Raw genomic sequence first — 18,460 nt, forward strand, 5'->3', positions numbered from 1 at the left:
CGCAGGGCCTCCGTGTGCAGGAAGAACACCGGCGAGCACGGTCCGGGACGCATAAACTTAATGGTCCAGACCATTGACCTCGCGGGCGGTCGCTCCCTAGCATCATCGCCATCACGGCCGCCCCACGAGGGCACCTTCCCACACCCGAGCGTCCGCCGCCTCGCACACGAGCGCTGTACACGGTTTCCGGCCAGGCTCGGGCACCAGCCCAGCACGGCCCCAGGAGCACCATGCCCAGAATCGACCAGGAGTCCCGTTCCTTGCCCTCCGGGACCGGCGGACCGAGACCGGGCGACGATGCCGCCGTGCTCTCCGTGGGACAGGAACGTCTCTGGTTCCTGGACCAGTTCGACCCGGGCGACCCGTCCTACAACATCCCGCTCGTCCTGCGGTTCACCGGCCCGCTCGCCCCCGGCTCCCTGCGGGCGGCCCTGGACGCGGTGGTGGCCCGGCACGAGGCGCTGCGCAGCCGCTTCCCCGCCGTCGACGGACGCCCCTACGTGGTGATAGACCCGCCCTCGCCGGTCCCGCTGGACGAGCGCGACATGCGCGGACACCCCGAGGCGGCGACGTCCGCCGCCGTCGCCTCGCTGACCAACGCGGGCTTCGACCTCGCCCGGGGCCCACTGCTGCGCGCGGCCCTGCTGCGCACCGGTGACGAGGCGTACACGTTCTGCCTCGTCCTGCACCACACAGTCGCCGACGGCTGGTCCCTCGGTCTGCTGCGCGCCGAACTCGCCGAGCACTACGCCGCCCACCGGGCGGGCCACCCGGCCGAACTTCCCGAGCCGCCCTCCTACCTGGCCCACGCCGCCGCCGAGCGCGCCTGGCTGGACGGTCCCGACGCCGCCGCCGCGCTCACCCACTGGCGTGAACTCCTCGCGGGCGCACCGCCGTTGGAACTTCCCCTGGACCGCCCCCGGCCCACCGTGCCCGGCAGCGACGGCGCCTACCACACGCGTCTGCTGCACGGCCTGGGCCCGGAGCTGGAGTCGTTCGCCCGTGCCCGGCGCATGACCCCGTTCATGGTGCTGGCCGCCGCCTACGAGACCCTGCTGCACCGCTGCACCGGCCAGGACGACTTCTGCGTCGGCGTCCCCACCGCGGCCCGCACCACCGTCGACAGCGAGCGGACCGTCGGCTACTTCTCCTCCACCGTCGTCCTGCGCGCCGACCTCGCCGGGGCGCCCACCTTCGACGCCGTGCTGCGCCGGACGCGCGGCGACTGGATGCGGGCCCTCACCCACGGCCGGGTCCCCTTCGAGCGGCTCACCGAGGAACTGGGGCAGGACCGGGACACCGGGCGCACCCCCGTCTTCCAGACCCTGCTGACGGTCCACACCCAGAGCGGCGGGGCGCTCGACGAGCACGCCTTCGCGGACCTGGTCTGCACCGAGACGGACGGCGGGCACACCGCCGCCAAGTTCGAACTCACCCTGGACGTGCGGCCGGACGGCGACGACCTGCACGCCGTCTTCGGACACCGCACCGACCTGCTGGACGGCGCGGCGGTGGCCCGGATCGCCGCCCGCTTCGAGACGCTGCTGCGCGGCGCCCTGGCGGCCCCCGACACCCCGGTGCGGCTGCTGCCGCTGCTGGACGCCGACGACCTGGCGCTGCTGCGCGCGGAGGCCACCGGTCCCGCCCTCCCCCCGTACGAGCCGACCGTGCTCGACACCATCGACCGGGTCGCGGCCGAGGCACCGGGCGCGACCGCGCTGACCGGGCCCGGCGAGACCTTCAGCCGCAGTGGACTCGCCGACGCCTCGCGCGAGTTGGCCGGGCGGCTGCTGGCCGGCGGGGCGGGCCGCGGCGATCTGGTCGCGTTCTGCCTGCCGCGCGGGCCGAGGGCCGTGGTCGCGATGCTGGCGGCCTGGCGGATCGGCGCCGGATTCCTCCCCCTGGACCCCGAGTACCCGGCCGCCCGGCTCGACTTCATGCTCCGCGACAGCCGCGCCGCGCTGCTGCTCACCCCGGACGGCGCGCCGGTGGAGGGGCTGACGGCCGAGGTGCCGGTCCTGCCGGTCGCCCCGCCCGCGGCACCGGAGCGGACGGCGGCGCCCGACGGCGCCCTCACCGGGCCGGGGCCGGACGACCCCGCCTACGTCATCTACACCTCCGGTTCCACCGGCACCCCCAAGGGTGTCCTGGTGCCGCACCGCGCGCTCGCCGCCCGGGTCGCCTGGATGCGCGAGGGGTACGGGCTGACCGGGGACGACCGCGTCCTCCAGTACGCCTCCCTGTCCTTCGACACCAGCGCCGAGGAGGTGTTCCCCGCCCTCGCCGCCGGTGCCGTCCTGGTCACCGCGCGCCCCGGCGCCGCCCTCCCCGACCAGCTCGCGGAGCCCTGCTCGGCCGGGATCACCGTCCTCGACCTGCCCACTCCGTACTGGCACCATCTGGTGGCGGACCTCGACGAGACGCCCTGGCCGGCCGGGCTGCGGCTGCTGATCCTCGGCGCCGACCAGGTGCGGCCCGAGGCCGTCGCCGCCTGGCGGGACCGGTTCGGCGACACCGTCCGGGTGGTCAACTCCTACGGCCCGACCGAGACGACCGTCATCGCCACCACCGCCGACCTGGGTGACGGCGACGCCCGGCACCGGCCGCCCATCGGCCGCCCGATCGGCGGGACCACCCTGGCCGTGCTCGACCGCCACGGCGTGCCGGTGCCGCCCGGCACCCCCGGTGAACTGGTCGTCGGCGGCTCCGGCGTGACCGACGGCTACCTCGGCCGGCCCGGCGCCACGGCCCGGGCCTTCGTGCCCGACCCCGACGGGCCGCCCGGCGCCCGCCGCTACCGCACCGGCGACCTGGTGCGCCGCCGCGCCGACGGGCGGCTGGAGTTCCTCGGCCGCCTCGACGGCCAGGTGAAGGTGCGCGGCTACCGGATCGAGCCCGGCGAGATCGAGTCCGCGCTGCTCGCCGTGGAGGGCGTGGCCCAGGCCGTGGTGTCCGCCCGGGGCGATGTCCTGGTCGCCCACCTGGTGCCCGCGCCGGGGACCGGGGCACCCGATCCGGCCGCGCTGCGCGCCGAGTTGTCCGCCGTCCTGCCGCCGCACATGGTGCCGGGCGCGCTGGTCGTCCTCGACGCCCTCCCGCTCACCCCGAACGGCAAGCTGGACCGGGCGGCCCTGCCCGCGCCCGACCCCGGCTCACGGCTGCGCGCCGCGCACGTGCCGCCCCGCACCGAGGCCGAGGAACTGGTCGCGGACGTATGGCGGGAGGTGCTGGGCACCGGCCCGGTCGGCGCCCATGACGACTTCTTCGACCTCGGGGGCCACTCGCTCCTCGCCACCCGTGTCGTCGCCCGCGTCCGCGCCGCGATCGACCTCGCCGTCCCCCTGCGCGCCCTGTTCACCCACCGCACCGTGGCCGCCTTCGCGGAGGCCGTCGAAGACGCCCTGGCCGACGAGATCGACGGCCTGTCGGACGCGGCGGCCGAGGAACTGCTCGCCGCGCAGGACGCACTGGAAGGAAGCCGGCCCACCTCATGAGCGCCGACACCACCGCCCCGGCGGTCCCCGATCCCACCACCCCCGCGGCCTCCGGTGCCACCGCGCCCACGCGGGACGTCCCCGCCGCCCCGGCCGCGGAGCCCGCGCCGGCCGCGGAGCCCGCACCGCACGACGGCTCCCGCCCCTCCGTGCCCGCTCCCCGGGGTGCCGGACTCTCCGCCGCCAAGCGGGAGTTGCTGCGCCGCCGGCTCGCCTCCCGCGCCCCGGCCCGCGCCACCGTGCCCCGCCGGGACCCCGACACACCCGTTCCGCTGTCGTTCGCGCAGGAACGGCTGTGGTTCATGGAGCAGTACGCCCCCGGCACCGCCGCGTACAACATCCCGGTGGTGCGGCGGCTGCGCGGCGCGCTGGACACCGAGGCGCTGCGCGCCGCCCTGGACGCCTGCGTGGCCCGCCACGAGACGCTGCGCTCCCGCTACCCCGCCACCGAGGACGGCCGCCCGCGCCTGGTCATCGACCCGCCCGGTCCCGCCGCCCTCGAACTGGCCGGTGCCGCCGACCGGGACGAGGCCGAGCGGCTGGTCGACGAGGCGTCCGCGGTCCCGTTCGACCTGGAGGAGGGTCCGCTGCTGCGGGCGCTCCTGGTGCGCCTCGCCGACGACGACCACGTCCTGCTGCTGGTCGTCCACCACAGCGTGAGCGACGGCTGGTCCAGCGAGGTCCTGCTCGGCGAGGTCCTGCGCGGCTACGCCGCCCGGGTGGCCGGAGAGCCCGACCCGTTGCCCGAACTCGTCGTCCAGTACGGCGACTTCGCCCTCTGGCAGCGCGAACAGCTCAGCGGCGAGCGGCTCGACGCCGAGGTCGCCCACTGGGCCGGGGCACTGGCCGGCACCGAACCGCTGGAGCTGGCCTTCTCCCGTCCGCGCCCGCCCCGCCAGACCTTCGAGGGCGCCGGGTTCTCCTTCTCCGTGGACCGTGCGCTCCTCGACCGCCTCTCCGCGCTCGCCCACCGCCACGACGCGACCGTCTACATGGTGCTGCTGGCCGCCTTCCAGACGCTCCTGTCCCGCTACAGCGGCCAGCGCGACTTCGCCGTGGGCTCGCCCGTCGCCGGGCGCCCCGAGCCCGAACTCGAACCGCTCGTCGGCATGTTCGTCAACGTCCTCGCGCTCCCGGCCCGGCTGGAGGGCGACCCCTCCTTCGGCGAGCTGGTCCGCCGCACCCGCGACACCTGCCTGGACGCCTACGCCCACCAGGACCTGCCGTTCGCCCAGCTGGTGAGCGAGCTCAAGGTCCCCCGGGACGTCTCCCGGCCGCCGGTCTTCCAGGCCGTCCTCGCCGTGCAGAACTACGCCACCCAGCGCGACGCGGCGGGCGAACTCCCCCTCACCGTCCAGCCGTTCGGGGTGCGCGCCGCCGGTACCCGGTTCGACCTGGAACTCTTCCTCCAGGAGTGGCCGCACGGGCTCGACGGATCCTTCAACTACAACACCGACCTGTTCGACGAGGCCGACATCGCCCGCCTCTCCGGCCACCTCGGCCGGTTCCTCCGGGCCGCCGCGGACTCCCCCGACACCCCGCTGTCGGCCCTGGGCGGTCTCACCGAGGAGGAACGGGACTTCGAGACCCGGCGGTTCAACGAGACCGCCGTGGACCGTCCCGCGACCACCCTGACCGCCCTGGTGGCCGAGCAGATCGCCCGCACCCCCGACGCGGTCGCCGTGGCGACGGAGGACCGCCCGGCCCTCACCTACCGCGAACTCGACGCGCTGGCCGACCGGATCGCCGCCCGGCTGGCCGCCGAGGGGGTCGGCCCGGGCAGCCTCGTCGCGATCAGCGCCGAACGCTCGCCGGAGCTGGTCGCCGGTCTCCTCGGCATCCTGCGCGCGGGCGCCGGCTACACCCCGCTGGAGCCCGGCTACCCCGCCGAGCGCCTCGCCTTCCTGCTGGCGGACAGCGACGCGCCGGTGCTCCTCACCCAGCGCGGGCTGCCCACCCCGGACGGCTGCGCGGCCCGGGTGCTGCTCCTGGACGACCCGGCCGAATGGCCGAAGGCCCGCACCCGACCCGCCGGCCCCCGGCCGGACGACACCGCCTACCTCATCTACACCTCCGGCTCCACCGGCCGTCCCAAGGGCGTCCCCAACACCCACCGGGCCATCGCCAACCGGCTCCAGTGGATGCAGGAGACCTACCGGATGGGGCCCGAGGACGCCGTCCTGCAGAAGACGCCCTCCGGCTTCGACGTCTCCGTCTGGGAGTTCTTCTGGCCGCTGATCTCCGGTGCCCGGCTGGTGCTCGCCAAGCCCGGCGGGCAGAAGGACAGCGGCTATCTGCGCGACGTCATCGCCGGGGCCGGGATCACCGTCGCCCACTTCGTGCCCGCCATGCTCACCGTGTTCCTCGCGGAGGAGGGAATCGAGCGCTGCACCGGTCTGCGCCGGGTCATCAGCAGCGGCGAGGCCCTGCCGCCGGACGCCGCCCGGGAGCTGACCGCCCGTCTGCCGCACTGCTCCGTCGCCAACCTCTACGGTCCCACCGAGGCCGCCGTCGACGTCTCCTCCTGGGAGTGCGAGGGCCCGCTGGAGACGGTGCCGATCGGGCTGCCCATCGACAACACCCGGCTCTACGTGCTCGACGCCGCCCTGCGGCCGGTGCCGCCCGGCGCCCCCGGCGAACTCCACATCGGCGGCACCGCCGTCGCCCTCGGCTACCACCGGCGGCCCGGACTGACCGCGGCCCGCTTCGTCCCCGACCCCTACGGGCCGCCCGGCTCCCGCCTCTACCGCACCGGGGACCTGGCCCGCCGCCGCCCCGACGGCACCCTGGAGCACCTCGGCCGGATCGACCAGCAGGTCAAGCTGCGCGGACTGCGGATCGAGCCCGGCGAGACGGAGGCCGCGCTGCGGGCCCGGCCGGACATCGCCGACGCCGCCGTCGTGCTGCGCGAGGACCGGCCCGGCGACAAGCGCCTCGTCGGCTATCTGGTCGCCGCCCCCGGTGCCGAGGAGCCCGAGCCCGCCGCGCTGCGGGCCGCCCTCAAACGGGTGCTGCCCGACCACCAGGTCCCGGCCGCCTTCGCCGTCGTCCCCGCCCTGCCGCTCACCCCCAACGGCAAGCTGGACCGCCGTGCCCTGCCCGCGCCGCAGATCAAGCGGGCCGGAGGGGCCACCAGGCCCGCGACCCCGGCCGAGCACGTGCTCGCCGCGATCTGGGCCGAGGTGCTGGGACTCACCGAGGTCGGCACCGACGAGGACTTCTTCGACCTCGGCGGGCACTCCCTGCTGGCCACCCAGGTCGTCGCCAAGGCCCGCAACCGGCTCGGCGAGGCCGGGGCGCGGCCGATCAGCGTCATGGACCTCTTCACCCACCGCACCGTCCGCGACCTGGCCGCCGTCGCCGCGCGGGACGAGCACGACGACACCCCGAGGCCGCTGCTGCACCGGCTCACCCCGCCGGTCCCGGCCGCCCGCCGCGCCCGCACCTACGTGTGCGTGCCGTACGGCGGCGGCAGCGCCGTCGTCTACCAGCCCATCGCGGACGCGCTGCCCCCCGACGCGGAGCTGTGGGCGGTGGCGATCCCCGGGCACGACGTGGGACTCACCGAGGAGCCGCTGCCCTTCGACGAGCTGGCCGAACGGGTCGCCGCCGAGGTGGCCGAGCGCGTCGAGGGCCCCGTCGTGGTCTACGGGCACTGCGGGGTGGGCACCGCCCTGGCCATCGCCGTCTCCCGGCTCCTGGAGGCCGCCGGGCAGGAGCTGGAGGCGGTCTACGCGGGCGCCCAGTTCCCCTTCGCCCGGCCGCAGAGCCGTCTGCTGAGCGCGCTCAGCCGCTTCGCCTCGCTGGAGCCGCTGCTCGGCGACCGGGTCTATCTGAACTGGCTGACCGGGCTCGGCGTCGACACCTCCGAACTGGGCGAGGAGCAGACCAGGTTCATCATCGGCAACATGCGCCGCGACTCCCAGGCGGCCGAGGAGTACTTCACCCGCGCCATCGCCGAGGTCGCCGCGGGCGCCCCCCGGCTGCGCGCCCCGCTGGTCTCGCTGATCGGCGACCAGGACCCGGCCGCCGACTTCTACCAGGAGCGCTACCGCGAGTGGCTGCTGCTGGCCGAGCGGTCCGCCGTCGCCGTCCTCGACCAGGGCGGGCACTTCTTCCTCAAGTACCGGGCCGCCGAGGTGGCCGAGGCCATCACCACCGTGCACACCGCCGTCCTCGACGGCACCACCGCCGCCCTGCCGGCCCCCGACCCCGACAACTCCTGGTGGTTCCACGCCGAGACCGGCCCCGCCGACGGGCCGGGGACCGAAGACGACGCGGACGCCGCGGCCGCTCCCGGCACGGCGGCCGGTACCGCCGCCGGGGACACCGGAACCGGGCACACCGGAACCGCCGGGAACACCGGAGACAGCGGAGACAGCGCAGAGACCGGGACCGACGGCACGGGCACCGCCGCCACCGCCCCGGCGGGACCGGGCGCGCCCGGCACGGGCACCCGGTCCAGGGCGGCGACCGCCACCGAGGACGACGGGCCGCAGCCCAGCATGCGCCGCTTCCTCCTCGTCGCCTCCGGACAGCTCGCCTCCATCACCGGCTCCGCGCTGACCGAGTTCGCCCTGCCCATCTGGATCCTGCTCCAGACCGGCTCACTGACCCGCTACGCCCTGTACGCGGTGGTCGCGATGGTGCCCGGCATCCTCGTCGGCCCGCTGGCCGGCGCCCTCGTCGACCGGCTGGACCGGCGCAAGGTGCTGCTCGCCGGCGACGTCGCCGCCTGCTCCACCCAGGCCGGGCTGCTGACCCTGCTGCTCCTCGGGCAACTGCACTCCTGGGAGGTCTACGTCCTGCTCGGGGTGCTCTCCGTCGCCCTGACCTTCCAACGGCTCGCCTACGCCTCCGCCGTACCGCAGATCGTCCCCAAGCAGTACCTCGGCCACGCCAACGGCATCATCCAGCTCGCCTTCGGTACCGCCCAGTTCGTGGTCCCGCTGGTCGCGGTGGCGCTGATGGCGGCGATCGGCCTCAAGGGCATCCTCATCATCGACGTGATCAGCTACGTGGTGGCCATCGGCATCCTGCTCGCCGTCAAGTTCCCCCGGACACTGCCCTGGACCCGGCGCGAGTCGCTGGTCTCCGAGATCAAGCACGGCTTCGCGCTGTCCTGGCGCAACCGGGGCTTCCGGGCCATGCTCCTCTGGTTCGCGGGCCTGAACATCTTCCTGTCCCCGCTGTTCCTCCTCACCACCCCCATGGTCCTGGCCTTCGACGACCTGTCGGGCGCGGCCCGGGTCGCCGTCGCCGGCGGGGCCGGGGCCATCCTCGGCGGCATCGTCATGGGCTTCTGGGGCGGTCCGCGCCGCCAGCGGCTGCGCGGCATGCTCGGCCTCGCCGGGCTGCTCGCCCTGGCCGGCGCGGTCACCGGACTGCACGCCAGCCTGTGGGTGATCGCCGCCGGGGCGTTCGGCATGTCCTTCGCGCTGTCCATGGTCAACGGCGTCTACTCGACCATCGTCCAGGTGAAGGTGCCCCAGCGGTTCCACGGCCGGGTCTTCGCCCTGAACACCCTGGTCGCCTGGTCCACGCTGCCGCTCGGCCACGGGGTCATCGCCCCGCTGGGCTCCTCCCTGTTCGGCCCGCTGATGGAGCGGGGCGGCGCGCTCGCCCCGGTCTTCGGCCCGCTGATCGGCACCGGCCCGGGGCGCGGCATCGCCCTGATGTACGTCCTGTTCGGGCTCGCCATGCTCGGACTGGTCGCCCTCGGGCTGCGGCTGCCGGTGCTGGCCCGCTTCGACCGCGAGGTCCCCGACGCCGAACCCGACGACCTGGTCGGGCTGCGCGAGCGGGCCCGCACGGCCGCCGCCCGCCGCGCGAAGGCGGTCGCGCCGTGAACCACGCCCCCGCCACCCTGCCCGAACTCCTGGCCCGCCGCGCCGCCGAGCAGGGCGACCGCACGGCCGTCGTCAGCGGCGCCGCCCGGCTCGACTTCGCCTCCTGGCAGTCCCGTTCGGGCGCGCTGGCCGGGGCGCTGCGCGCGGCCGGGACCGCGCCCGGCGACCGGGTCGCCCTGTCCTACGGGGCGGGCGGCTGGACGGAGTTCGCCGTCGCGTTCCTCGCCGTCCTGCGCGCCGGGGCGGTCGCGGTGCCGCTGTCGGACCGGTCGGCGCCCGCCGCGACGGCGCACGTCCTGGCCGACTCCGGGGCGCGCCTCGTCCTGCACGGCGGGCCGGACGCGCCGCCCGGCACCCCCGCCGACGTCCGGGCGCTGACCGAGGCGGCGGCGGTGGCCGACGCCGCTCCCGGCGAACCAGAGCCGCCCGCACCCGACCCGGGGGCGCCCGCGCAGATCCTCTACACCTCGGGTACCACCGGCACCCCCAAGGGCGTCGTGGCCCGGCACGCCAACCTGGCGCACGGCTGCACCCTGGACCCCCGGCGGCGCCCGCTGCGCCACTCCGAATCCTTCGTGCACGCCTTCCCGGTCGGCACCAACGCCGGGCAGACCATGCTCGTCAACGCGCTGAACGCGCACGCCCGGTGCGTCACCGCGCCGTACTTCACCCCGGCGCGCCTGCTGCGGCTGATCGCCGAGCACGGGGCGGGCAGCGTCTTCCTGGTCCCCGCCATGGCGATCGAGCTGCTCGCCTCGCCCGCCCTGGCCGGGGCCACCGCCTCGGGCGCGCTGGACGGGGTGCGGCTGGTGGGCTCCACCGCCGCCGCCCTGCCGCAGCCCGTGGCGCTCGGCCTCGACCGGGCCTTCCCCCGCGCCCAGATCGTCAACTACTACACCTCGACCGAGGCGGCTCCCGCCCAGATCACCCTGCTGTTCGACCCCGCCCGCCCCGGCTCCCCCGGCCGCCCCGCCTCCCTGGCCGACCTGCGGGTGACCGGCCCCGACGGACGGGACGCGGACGCCGGGGAGCCGGGCGAACTCTGGCTGCGCTCCCCCGCCGCGCCCCGCGCCTACCTCGGGGAGCGGGACGGGGAGGTGTTCCGGGGCCGCTGGGTGCGGATGGGCGACCTGGGGCGGATCGACGGGGACGGCTTCCTCCACCTGCTGGACCGGGAACGCGACGTGGTCAAGTCCGGTGCGCACAAGGTCTCCACGCTCCAGGTCGAGGACGCCCTGCACGCCCACCCCCGGGTCCTGGACACCGCCGCGGTGGGTGTGCCGCACCCGGTGCTCGGCAGCGTCGTGGCCGCCGTCGTCGTCCCGGACGGCGAGCTGACGGCCGCGGAGCTGCGGACCTTCCTCCTGGACCGGCTCGCGGTCCACGAACTCCCCGCCACCGTGCTGTTCCTCGACGCGCTGCCCCGCAACGAGGGCGGCAAGGTCCTCAAGCGCGAACTGCGCCGACTGCTCACCCAAGAACCCCGCGAGGCCACCCGATGAACGTTCCCCGCACCGCGCCGCTCGGCACCGCCCCGCTCACCCCGGCGCAGCACGGCGTCTGGCTCACCGAACGCACCCTGCGCGCCGGGGCCGCCTACCACCTGGCGGTGACCGTCGAGTTGACCGGCGCCCTCGACGCCGACGCGCTCGCCGACGCCTGCGCGGCCGTCGCCGCGCACCATCCCGCCCTGGGCCTCGCGGTGGCACCGGACGGCACCACCCGCCCCGCCGCGCCGCCGGCCCCGCCCCGCCCCGTGAGCTGCGCCGCCGGGCAGCTGGCGGAGCTGCTCGACCGGGAGCGGTCCCGGCCCTTCGACCCGGCGGCCGGGCCGCTGCACCGCTTCGCCCTCTTCCGCACCGGCCCGTTCCGGCACGTCCTGCTGCTGACGGCGCACCACCTCGTCTTCGACGGCGAGTCCAAGGACCAACTGGTCGACGACCTCGCCGCCGCCTACCGGGGCGAGCCGCTGCCGCCCGCCGCCCCGCTGCCGGGCGGCGAGCCCACCGCCGACGCCGTCGCCGCCGCCACCGCGCACTGGGCGGACCGCCCGCACGACACCGGGGTGCCCGTACTGCCCGGCCTCGCCCCGCTCACCGACCCGGGCACCGTCCCGGCGCCCGGCGCCGAGACCTCCTTCCGCATCGACGGCGAGCGCGCCCTCGCCCTGGACGACCGCGCGCAGGAACTCGGCGTCACCCGCTTCGAACTGCTCACCGCGACCTGGCACGCGCTGCTCGCCCGCTACGGCAACGCCGCCCCGGCCACCGCCGTCGAGCTGTCCCTGCGCCGCCCGGGGGAACCGGTCGGAATCGGGCTCGCCGTCAACGAGCTGCCGCTGGTCACCGCGCCGGACCCGGGCACCCCGTTCGCCGTCTGGGCCCGCGGCGTCCGGGACGAGCTGCGCGCCCTGTACCGGCACCGCGCCGTGCCGCTGGGCCGCGCCGTCCGGGGGCTGACCCCCCGCACCGCGCTGACCCCGCTGTCGCTGAGCTACCGGCGCCGCCCGGTCACCGCCGCGCCCGACTTCGGCGCCGGGCTGACCGCCTCGGTCCGCTGGATCGGCTTCGCCGGGACCGTGCGCAACCTGCTCCACCTCCAGCTCGTGGACAGCTCGGGCGAGATCGACGTCAGCCTCCAATACCGGGCGGACGCGCTCACCCCCGCGGCGGCCGAGCGGATCGCCGGGCACTGGAGCACCCTGCTGGACGGCGCCCTCGCCGAGCCCGGCACCGCCCTGGGCGACCTGCCGCTGCTGGGGATGGCCGAGCGGGGCGCCCAGCTCTGCGCTCCGGAGCCGCGGCCCGGGCTCGCGGCCACCACGGTGCCCGCGCTGTTCGCCGCGCGGGCCGCCGCGGACCCCGGCGCCGTCGCCGTCATCGGCGACGGGGAGAGCCTCGGGTACGGGGAGCTGGCCCGCCTGGTCGCCCACGCCGCCGCCGCGCTGCGCCGCCGCGGCGCGGGTCCGGGCACGCTGGTCGGCATCGGCCTGCCCCGCGGCCGGGACCAGCTCGTCGCCGTGCTCGCCGTCCTGGCGTCGGGGGCGGCGTATCTGCCGCTCGACCCCGGATACCCCGCCGAACGGCTGGAGTTCATCCGCTCCGACGCGCGGTCGGCGCTGCGGATCACCGAGCGCCCCGAGGGCCCGGGCGACCTCGCTCCGGCGGAGCTGGCCCCCCCGGACACCCCGGGAGCCGGGGCGGGGGTCCCGGCGCTGCCCACCGGGCCCGGTCCCGAGCACGCCGCGTATGTGCTGTACACCTCCGGCTCCACCGGCCGCCCCAAGGGCGTGGAGGTCCCGCACTCGGCGCTCGCCAACGTCCTCGGCTCGCTCCGCGACCACCTCGGCTCCGGTCCGCGGGACCGCTGGCTCGGGCTGACCTCGCTCTCCTTCGACATCTCCGCCGTCGAACTGCTGCTGCCGCTGATCACCGGCGGGCGCGTCGTCCTCGTCCCCGAGGGCGACCACCGCAACGGCCCCGCGCTCCTGAAGCTGCTCCGCTCCGAGGGCGTGACCCACGCCCAGGCCACTCCCAGCGGCTGGCGGCTGCTCCTGGACGCGGGCCTGACCGGCGCCGCCCCGGGGCTGACCGCGCTCACCGGCGGCGAGGCGCTGCCCCCGTCGCTGGCCACCGCGCTGGCCGGGGCCACCGGCCGCCTGGTCAACGTGTACGGGCCGACCGAGACGACCATCTGGTCCACCCTGGCGGAGCCCGCGCTCACCGCCGAGGGCCGGGTCGGCATCGGCGAGCCGGTGGCCAACACCCGGACCTACGTGCTCGACGCCCGGCTGCACCCCGTCCCCTACGGGCTGCCCGGTGAGCTGTACCTGGGCGGCGCCGGTGTCGCCCACGGCTACCGGCACCGCCCCGGGCTCACCGCCGCCCGCTTCGTCCCCGACCCCTACGGGCCGCCCGGCTCCCGCCTCTACCGCACCGGTGACCTCGTGCGCCGGCTGCCCGGCGCGGGGCTGGAGTACCTGGGCCGCTCGGACACCCAGGTCAAGCTGCGCGGGCACCGGATCGAACTCGGGGAGATCGAGACCCTGCTGGCCGCCCACCCGGGCGTGGCCCAGGCCGCCGCCGCCCTCCACGGCACCGGGAGCGACCTGCGGCTGACCGCCTACGTCGTCCCCCTCGGCCCCGCCCCCGGTCCGGACGCCCTGCGCGCCCATCTCGCCGCCGCCCTCCCGGCCGCCGTCCTGCCCGGCGCCTACGTCGTCCTGGACGCCTTCCCGCTGACCCCCAACGGGAAGCTGGACCGCGCCGCGCTGCCCGAGCCCGCCCCGGTCCGCGCGGAGGCGCCCCCGGCCGGCCACGGCGGGGCCGCGGAGGAGACCGGACCGGTCACCGAGGCGGTGCTCGCCATCTGGCGGGAGGTCCTGGAACTGGACGACCTGCGGCCCGACGAGGACCTGTTCGACCTCGGCGGCCACTCGCTGACCATCACCGCCATCGCCGCCCGCGTCCACCAGAAGTTCGGCGTGGACGTCCCCCTGGACGTCTTCTTCGACACCCCGACCGTGCACGGCGTCGCCGCCGCCGTCACCGCACTGTGCAAGGAGTAACCCCATGAGCGACGAGACCCGCTACCTCGTGGCCGTCAACGACGAGGAACAGCACGCCCTGTGGCCGGAGGTGGCCCCGCTGCCCGCGGGCTGGCGCGCCGAGGGCTTCAGCGGCACCGAGGAGGAGTGCGCCGCCCACGTCGACCGGGTGTGGCCGGACATCCGCCCGCTGAGCCTGCGCCGCCGGCTGGCCGAGCAGACCGCCGCCGACACCGCCGGGGGCTCCCGGTGACCGCCCCCGCCGCCCCCGCACGGCTCCGCCACCGCCTCGCCGAGCTGGTCTCCGGGGCCACCGACGGCATGCTCTCCGCCGAGGAGCTCCTCGCCTCCACCGAGCCCCTGGCCGCGCTGGGGGTCGGCTCGCTCGCCCTGCTGCGGCTGGCCGACGGCCTGGAGGAGGAGTTCGGCATCCTCGTCGACCTCGGCGACCCCGGCCTGCACACCGGGGGCCTGGACGGCCTGACGGCCCATGTGGAGCGCCTGACCTCGGCGGGCGCGCCGTGACGGCGGCGGCCCCGAAGGCCCCGGCGCCGCGGGCGGCGGACCCGGGCGCCCCGGCGGCGGAAGCGCCGCCGGGGCCGCCCCCGGGCCGGCCGGACCGGCTCACCGTCCCGTTCACCGGCGCCCGTGCCGGTGACGCGCCCCTCACCTGGGGCCAGCGCGCCATCTGGCACGCCGTCCGCCGCACCGCGCCCAACGACCACTACTTCAACATCGGCCGGGTCCTCCCCCTCGCCGACCGGGGCACCCCCGTCGACGGGCCCCGGCTGACCGCGGCCCTCACCGCGCTGCTCACCCGGCACGAGTCGCTGCGCACCCGGTTCCCGTCGGACCCCGACGGCACACCGCGCCAGCGGCTGTGCGCCGAGGGCCGCATCGAGGTCACCGTCCACGACGAGCCCGACCCCTCGCGGACCGGGCCCGCCGCCGAGGAGCTGCTGGCCTCGCTCACCTCCCGCCGCTTCGCCTACGGGGCGGAGTGGCCGGTGCGGATCGGCGCCGTGCGCGGCACCGGCGGCCGGATCACCCATGTCGTCCTGGCCCTGTGCCACCTGGCCGCCGACGGGCACGGCGCCGAGGTGCTGGTGCGGGACCTGCGGCTGCTGGTGCGGCGCGGTTCGGCCGGCGCCGCCTGTGCCGCGACCCCGTACGACCTCGCGCTGCGCCAGGACTCCCCCGCCGGGCGCCGGGCGAGCCGGGCGGCCCTGGACCACTGGGAGTCCGGGCTGCGGCAGGCGCCGCCGACGATGTTCCCCACGCCGGCCGCCCCGCCGCGCACCCCCCGGTTCTGGACCGGGCGGCTGGTGTCGGCCGCCCTGCCCCGCGCCGTGGACGCGCTGGCGGCCGGGCACCGCGTCAGCGGCTCCACCGTCCTGCTCACGGCCGCGACCGCGCTGGTCGCCGCCGACCAGGGGCACCGGGTGGCGGCCATGATGCCGATCGCGGGCAACCGGGCCGCGCAGGACCACCGCACCCTGGTCAGCACCCTGTCCCAGGACGCCCTGTTCGTGCTGCGCCTGCCGGAGGACCCGGAACGGCCGGACGGCGAGCGGGCGGTCTTCACCGACCTGCTGCCGCCGGCCTGGTCGGCCGCCCTCGCCGGGTACCGGGCCGCCGCCTACGATCCGGCCGACTGGGACGCACTGCTGGAGCGGGCCTCCCGGGAGCGCGGCACCGAGGTCCATCCGTACTGCTGCTTCAACGACATGCGGCTCGCGGAACGCCACGCGGTCCCCGCGCCCGCGCCGGACGCGGACGAGCTGGCCGCGCTGCGGGCCCGTACCGTGCTGGACTTCCCGGCGACCCAGGACCGCGTCGCGTGCCGCTACTGCCTCCATCTGACCGGCGACGACACCGCGCTGACGGTCACGCTCACCGCCGACACCGCGTATCTGCCGCCGGAGGCGGTCCACGCCCATCTGAGCGCGCTGGAGCAGGTGCTGACCGCCTCGGCGGCCGGTTCCCCGCCCCGGCTGGCCGATCTGCCCGCGCTGCTCTCCGCCCACCGGGGCGCGGCCGCCGCGGAAGGCGCCGGGCGATGAGTGCGGGACGGGTCGCCCGCCCGGTCGCGCGGACGGATTCCACCTCCTGCGTCCAGGGCGGCCGGATGCGCTTCGGGCTGGCCGCGGGCGACGGCGGCCCCCTCACCGGCCGGGTCGTCGTCACGGACGTCGTCGGCGGCCGGGACGTGCTCCGGGAACCCGTGCGGGGCACCGAGTGGACCCTCGACGTCCCCGGGGACTGGGCGAGTTCGCTGTACCGGGCGAGCTTCCACGACGACCGGCCGGAGGTCCCGGAGCCGGAGCGGGACGCCGAGCACGAGGTCTGGTTCGTGGTGCGCGCCGCCCGGCCCGGCGCCGCCGCCTCCGTCCTGGTCTCCGTCCCGTTCGCCACCTGGCGCGCGTACCACCGGGCGGGCGAGCCGGGCCGCAGCATCTACTACGCCGAACAGCCGCACCGCGCCGCCCGGGTCTCCCTGACCGGGCCGGGCGGCGGCCCGCCGCCGGAGCGCTGGGAGGAGCCGCTGCTGCGCTGGCTGCCGCGCGCCGGGTACGAGGTCGAGTTCTGCTCGGGCTTCGACCTGGACGACGGGGCCGGGCTCCTCTCCGCCTACCGCCTGCTGGTCGTCAACGGGCACGACGAGTACTGGTCGGCCGGGATGCGCGACAGCGTCGAGGAGTTCGTCCGCCGGGGCGGCAACCTGGCCGTCTTCGCGGCCAACACCTCCTGGTGGCAGATCCGTCTGGAGGACGGCGGACGCACCATGGTCTGCCACCGTGACGCCGCCGCCGACCCGGTCACCGCCGTGGACCCGCGGCGCGCCACGGTCGAGTGGTCCAGCTCCCCCGTGGACCGGCCCGAGAACACCATGACCGGGGTCAGCTTCCGGAACGGCGCGGGCGCGTGGGGCGAGGGCATGGCGGTGATCGGCCGGGAGGCGTACACCGTCCGCTTCGCCGACCACTGGGTCTTCGAGGGGACGGGCCTGTCCGACGGCGACTCCTTCGCCCCGGGCGCGCTCGGCTACGAGACCGACGCGGCCGAACTGGACTGGTCGCTCGGTGTGCCCCGGCCCACCGGGCGGGACGGCACCCCCCGCTCGTTCGCCGTGCTGGCCACGGCCGACCTGCGGCACTGGCGGCGGTACGGCCAGGGCGGCTGGGCCACCATGGGGGTCTTCCGGCTGGGCGGCGGCACCGTGTTCAACGCGGCCACCATCAACTGGGGCCGGGCGCTGGGCGATCCGGCCGTGGACCGGGTCACCCGCAACGTCCTGGACCGCCTGTCCGAGGCGGCCCCGGCCCCCCGCTGGCACACCGTGGGCCGTACGCCGCGGCTGCGGGCGCTCACCGCCTGCGAGGGACTGCTGTTCGCGGTGGCGGAGGACGGCCGGACCCTGCTGCACCGCGAGCCGTCCGACCAGAACCTGCCCTGGACGCCCTGCCCGCCCGCCGCGGGCCCGGCACCGGAGATCCGCTGCCTGACCTCCGCGCGCGAGGCGTGCCATCCGCTGCCGCTGGCGCTGCTCGCGGTCTCCGCCGACGACCGTCTCCTGTACCGCGATCCGGTGCCGGAGGCGGCGCCCTGGGTGCCGGTGGGGCCGGTGCCCGCCGGGACGACGGCTCTCGCGATGTGCGACAACACCCTGTTCGCGGTGACCGCGCACGACGACGCCCTGCACCACCGCCCCTCCGGGGACGCGGCGGCCGCGTGGGCCCCGCTGGGCTCCGCCGCCAAGGCCGCCTCCCTGACCGTGCTCAACGCCCGGCTGCACGCCCTGACCCCCGACGGCCTCCGCACCCGCCCTCCGACCACCGTCCCCGAACCCTTCACCCCGGCCGTCCCGTTCCCGCCCGCCGTGCTGCTGGCGTCGTACGCGGGCCGCCTCCTGGCGACGACGGAGGACGACCACCTGATCAGCCACCCGCCCCTGTGACCCGGCCCGCCCGGCGCACCGCGCCCGCCCGGGGGTGACGGCGGGGACCACCCGGGAATGACGCCCGGGCCGGGCCACCCCGAAGCACCGAAGCCAACGCGTGTGGGCCCGGGAGGAATTCACGTCTCCTTCCGGGCCCCGGCACGTCGCTCCGTACACCGGCCGCCCCGTGCGCCCCGGTGGACGGGCTCGGCGCTGTCGGCCCCAAAGGTGCGGGCGCCGGCCGTGCTCGGGGACCTGCGGGCCTCCGAAGACGGTCACGGCCCGGCCTGCGCGAGGCCCTCGTCCCGGGCGGGTCACCGGACGCAGCCGGTGGTCCGGTGGACCACGGGCCGAGCCGGGCCCGCGAGGGCCTGGACCACCTGGCCCGGCATCCGGCACCGCGTCGGACGAGGCGGTGGAGCCCTGGGTACCGAAGGCCGCTCGGAGGCCGGGGACCGGACCGGTACGACGGGCTCCCGGTCCTCGGTGACCGTGGTCGGGGGCGGGTGGTGGTGCGCACGAGGGGTGATCCGCGTGAGGGGTTGACAACCACATTGGTCTGGACCAAGTTGAACGCGCTCCGCCCTCCCCATCTCCCCCATGTCCGGAGGCATTTGTGGACCGTCCCAGA

Annotated in this window: 8 protein-coding genes; all 8 read left to right on the plus strand. The window is 76.6% G+C overall.

Annotated features, from left to right (window positions below):
• The first annotated feature begins 230 nt into the window (after positions 1-230).
• From ACZ7LB_RS29270 to ACZ7LB_RS29305, 8 genes are read left to right on the plus strand one after another with little or no spacing between them, the layout of a single operon-like run.
• Positions 231-3,494 carry an amino acid adenylation domain-containing protein gene (locus ACZ7LB_RS29270; RefSeq protein WP_471472264.1) on the plus strand — a complete coding sequence of 1,088 codons (3,264 nt, stop codon included), beginning with the start codon at positions 231-233 and terminating at the stop codon, positions 3,492-3,494.
• Positions 3,491-9,343 carry an amino acid adenylation domain-containing protein gene (locus tag ACZ7LB_RS29275; RefSeq protein WP_471472266.1) on the plus strand — a complete coding sequence of 1,951 codons (5,853 nt, stop codon included), beginning with the start codon at positions 3,491-3,493 and terminating at the stop codon, positions 9,341-9,343. The genes ACZ7LB_RS29270 and ACZ7LB_RS29275 overlap by 4 nt, the downstream gene beginning before the upstream one ends.
• On the plus strand, positions 9,340-10,845 hold the full coding sequence (locus ACZ7LB_RS29280) for a class I adenylate-forming enzyme family protein (protein WP_471472268.1): 1,506 nt from the start codon (positions 9,340-9,342) through the stop codon (positions 10,843-10,845). The genes ACZ7LB_RS29275 and ACZ7LB_RS29280 overlap by 4 nt, the downstream gene beginning before the upstream one ends.
• Positions 10,842-13,910 carry a non-ribosomal peptide synthetase gene (locus ACZ7LB_RS29285; RefSeq protein WP_471472270.1) on the plus strand — a complete coding sequence of 1,023 codons (3,069 nt, stop codon included), beginning with the start codon at positions 10,842-10,844 and terminating at the stop codon, positions 13,908-13,910. The genes ACZ7LB_RS29280 and ACZ7LB_RS29285 overlap by 4 nt, the downstream gene beginning before the upstream one ends.
• 4 nt (positions 13,911-13,914) lie before the next feature.
• Positions 13,915-14,142: an MbtH family protein gene (locus tag ACZ7LB_RS29290; protein ID WP_161227557.1), complete on the plus strand. Its 228-nt coding sequence runs from the start codon at positions 13,915-13,917 to the stop codon at positions 14,140-14,142.
• On the plus strand, positions 14,139-14,414 hold the full coding sequence (locus ACZ7LB_RS29295) for a phosphopantetheine-binding protein (RefSeq protein WP_471472272.1): 276 nt from the start codon (positions 14,139-14,141) through the stop codon (positions 14,412-14,414). Before ACZ7LB_RS29290 ends, ACZ7LB_RS29295 begins: the two co-directional genes overlap by 4 nt.
• Complete coding sequence (locus ACZ7LB_RS29300) at positions 14,411-15,952, plus strand: condensation domain-containing protein (RefSeq protein WP_471472274.1); 1,542 nt, start codon at positions 14,411-14,413, stop codon at positions 15,950-15,952. The genes ACZ7LB_RS29295 and ACZ7LB_RS29300 overlap by 4 nt, the downstream gene beginning before the upstream one ends.
• Complete coding sequence (locus tag ACZ7LB_RS29305) at positions 15,949-17,847, plus strand: N,N-dimethylformamidase beta subunit family domain-containing protein (RefSeq protein WP_471472276.1); 1,899 nt, start codon at positions 15,949-15,951, stop codon at positions 17,845-17,847. The genes ACZ7LB_RS29300 and ACZ7LB_RS29305 overlap by 4 nt, the downstream gene beginning before the upstream one ends.
• Positions 17,848-18,460 lie beyond the last annotated feature (613 nt).

The organism is Streptomyces sp. NPDC107521 (assembly GCF_055598485.1).